The following is a 3,229-nucleotide window of genomic DNA, read 5'->3' as shown; positions in this document are numbered from 1 at the left end:
AGCGCAACTGGCCTTGATGCCCAACCTGCGCTATGTGCCCGTGATCTCTGACGCTTTGCCTGAAGACGCGTGGCTTGGCAGAACAGGCTTTGTTCACCAAGCGGTGTTGCAAGACACCCCCGATTTGAGCGACTACCAGGTGTATGCCTGCGGTGCGCCCATCGTGGTGGACTCGGCGCGCAGCGCCTACACCGCAGCGGGTTTGCCCAGCGACGAGTTTTATGCAGACTCGTTCACCTCGGCGGCCGACAAAGTTACCGCCTAATCTGCACCACACGTCATGCCCTACCCACTGCACGCTCGCACCCGCTCACGCACTCTGGCTCGTCTGCTCATCGCTTGGGCCGTGGGCATGGCTTCGCTCAGTGGCTGGGCCCAGGGCTTTCCCAACAAGCCCATCCGCTGGGTGGTGGTGGCACCTGCGGGCTCGTCGCTGGACGTGATTGCGCGTGCCATGCAAGAGCGCCTCAAAGACCACCTGGGCCAGGCCGTGGTGGTGGACAACAAACCCCAAGCAGGTGGCACGCTGGGCACCGCCGAGGTGGCCAAATCGGCGCCCGACGGCCACACCTGGGTCATGTCGTACAACGGGCCGCTGGCCTTTGGCCCGCACCTCTACCCCAAGCTGCCCTACCAACCGCTGCGCGACTTGCAGCCGGTGATGATCACCACCTCGCAACCCAATGTGATTGCCGCCAATGCTGAGTTCCCCGCCAACACCATGCGTGAATTGGTGAGCCTGCTCAAGCAACACCCCGGCCAATACAACTTCGCCTCGGTGGGCAACGGCAGTGCCTCGCACCTGACGATGGAATACATCAAGGCCGTCACGGGCACTTTTGCCGTCCACATCCCCTTCAACGGCAGCCCGCCAGCCGTGCTGGCCACGGTGGCGGGGCAAACCCAGCTCATGGCCTCGGTGCCCACCGCGCTCACCCCACAGGTCAAACAAGGCCGCTTGAAGTACCTGGCCGTCACCAGCGCGCACCGCTATGCCCTGCTGCCCGATGTGCCCACCGTGGCCGAGAGCGGCGTGCCTGAGCTCAAAGGCTTTGAAGCGCTGGCTTGGAATGGCGTGTTGGTGGCAGCAGGCACGCCACGTGCCGTGGTGGATCGCATCAACAGCGCACTCAACGCCGCCTTGAACGACCCGGCTGTGCGCGAACGCTTGAAGAATGCGGGCCTCGACCCGGTGGGCGGCACGCCTGAGCAGTTCACCCAATTGATTGCCCAAGAGTCCGCCAAATGGGCCCCCATCATCCAGCGCTCGGGCGCACGCATCGACTGAGGCGGCTTGTGTTTCACACCGCGCGCCCTCGCCTGCACACCATTGCGCGCACGCACCCACAGCACCCACCACAGCCTCTTCAAGCACGCTCAAAGCTCATGTGGCTGCTCGCCCTGCTGCTGCCCATGGCGGTCATGGCCCAAGCGCCCAGCACCAAGCCCATCCGCTTGATCGTGCCCTACGCCGCAGGCGGCCCGATTGATGTGACGGCACGCGCCTTGGCCGAGCGCGTCAAAGACACCTTGGGCCCGGTGATCATCGACAACCGCCCAGGCGCTGGCGGCAACATCGGCGCTGACGCCGTGGCCAAGGCCACGCCCGATGGCTCGGTGATCGGCATTGCCGCCACCGCCACCCATGCGGTGAACCCCTGGCTCTACAGCCGCATGCCCTACAACGCAGCCAGCGACTTTGCGCCCATCACCCAAATGCTGCGCGTGCCCAACGTGCTGGTGATGAACGCCGCCACCGCCCAACGTTTGCAGATTGCCTCGCTGGCCGACTTGCTGCGCTACGCACGCGCCCATCCGGGGCAACTCAACTTTGGCTCGGGTGGCAACGGCAGCGCCGGGCACCTGGCGGGTGAATTGTTCAAAGCCCGCGCCGGGATTTTTGCGGTGCACATTCCCTACAACGGGGGCAACCCCGCGCAGCTGGCGTTGCTGTCGGGCCAGGTCGATTTCAACTTCGACAACCTGGCCACCGCAGCCCCCAACATCAAGAGTGGCAAATTGCTGGCACTGGCCGTGACCACGCGCCAACGCAGCCCCCACATGCCCGATGTGCCCGCCGTGGCCGAGACACTCAGCCACTTTTCGGTCGACACCTGGTGGGGCCTGGTGGCACCCGCAGGCACGCCCACAGCAGTGATTGAGCGCCTCAACCTCGCCTTCACCCAAGCCTTGAACGCGCCTGAGACACGACAACGTTTTGCCGTGTTGATGGCCGAGCCCGCGCCCAGCACACCGCAGGCCTTTGGCCAGTTCATGGCGTCTGAGTTGTCGGCCTATGAACGGGTGGTCAAGAGCAGCGGCGCCAAAGTTGACTGACGGCATGAACACCCCCAGCCCACGTCCCCCCGAGCTGCTGGTGCGCGAAGTGGAACTGCTGCGACCCTTGCAATGGCTGGCTCTGGCGTGGCGCGACATGGAGCGTTGCCCCACGGCCGGTGTGACACATGGCGTGATCTTGGCCGTCATCGGCGGCGCCATGTTTTGGTTTGCACGGCATGCGTTTTGGTGGCTGGCCGCCATGCTGTCGGTGTGCATGACCATCGCCCCCTTGCTCGCCTCGGGCCTGTACGACATCAGCCGCCGCCTGGAGCGCGGCGAAGAGGCCAGCGTGGCCCACGCGTTTCGCATTTGGTTCAGCGGCGACCGCCGACTGCGCCAGTTTGGCCTGCTGCTGGCACTCACCAGTGGTGGCTGGCTGCTGTGTTCTGCCGCACTGATTCATGGGTGGTTGCCTGCCAGCGTGTACTCACCCGCCGACTTTGTGCGACTGGTGGTGCTGCAACCCAACTTCGGTTTGTTTGAGCTGTGGTTGTTCATGGGCGCCCTGCTGGCAGCACCGATGTTTGCTTCGACCGTGATCACCTTGCCGCTCTTGCTGGACCATCCCACCCTCAGCTTGCAGCAAGCCATCCTCACCAGCTGGCGGGTGGTGGCGCTCAACCCCTTGGCCATGGCGCTGTGGGCGGCGCTGCTGTGTTTGTTCACCGCACTGGGCATTGGGTCTGCCTTCTTGGGGTTGCTGGCGGTGGTGCCCATGCTGGGACACGCCAGTTGGCATGCCTACCGCGATTTGGTCGGCCATGACCCGGACGCGCATTGAGCGGGCATGACCGAAGAACAATTCGCCCAATTTGGCCTGACCTTTGGCGTGGGGGGCTTCATGCTCTACATGCTGTTCATCATTTACGCGTTGGCGCGTGAGTCCAAG

Annotated in this window: 4 protein-coding genes and 1 pseudogene; all 5 read left to right on the top strand. The window is 64.4% G+C overall.

The window, feature by feature from the left end; translation table 11 throughout:
- A pseudogene (locus ACKWJN_RS14000) lies at window positions 1-265 on the top strand (CDP-6-deoxy-delta-3,4-glucoseen reductase); the annotation flags it as partial.
- Window positions 266-280: 15 nt separating this feature from the next.
- Window positions 281-1,288, top strand: coding sequence for a Bug family tripartite tricarboxylate transporter substrate binding protein (locus ACKWJN_RS13995; protein WP_408597875.1), 1,008 nt, complete (start codon window positions 281-283; stop codon window positions 1,286-1,288).
- Window positions 1,289-1,386: 98 nt separating this feature from the next.
- Entirely contained in the window at window positions 1,387-2,337 is a 951-nt protein-coding gene (locus ACKWJN_RS13990) for a Bug family tripartite tricarboxylate transporter substrate binding protein (RefSeq protein WP_408597873.1), read from the top strand.
- Window positions 2,338-2,341: 4 nt separating this feature from the next.
- Complete coding sequence (locus ACKWJN_RS13985) at window positions 2,342-3,121, top strand: DUF2189 domain-containing protein (protein ID WP_408597871.1); 780 nt, start codon at window positions 2,342-2,344, stop codon at window positions 3,119-3,121.
- Window positions 3,122-3,127: 6 nt separating this feature from the next.
- Window positions 3,128-3,229, top strand: a 102-nt coding sequence (locus ACKWJN_RS13980; RefSeq protein ID WP_408597877.1) for a DUF2788 domain-containing protein, incomplete at its 3' end; no start/stop codon positions are given.

Origin of the sequence: Limnohabitans sp., assembly GCF_046052825.1 — a bacterium.
GTDB lineage: Bacteria > Pseudomonadota > Gammaproteobacteria > Burkholderiales > Burkholderiaceae_C > Limnohabitans.
The sequence above is the reverse complement of the archived record's forward strand: the minus strand, read 5'-3'. Positions and strand labels throughout refer to the sequence as shown.

Coding starts and splice junctions, on each gene's coding strand:
- ACKWJN_RS13995 (WP_408597875.1), top strand. CDS start 281: ATGCCCTACCCACTGCACGCTCGCACCCGCTCACGCACTCTGGCTCGT.
- ACKWJN_RS13990 (WP_408597873.1), top strand. CDS start 1,387: ATGTGGCTGCTCGCCCTGCTGCTGCCCATGGCGGTCATGGCCCAAGCG.
- ACKWJN_RS13985 (WP_408597871.1), top strand. CDS start 2,342: ATGAACACCCCCAGCCCACGTCCCCCCGAGCTGCTGGTGCGCGAAGTG.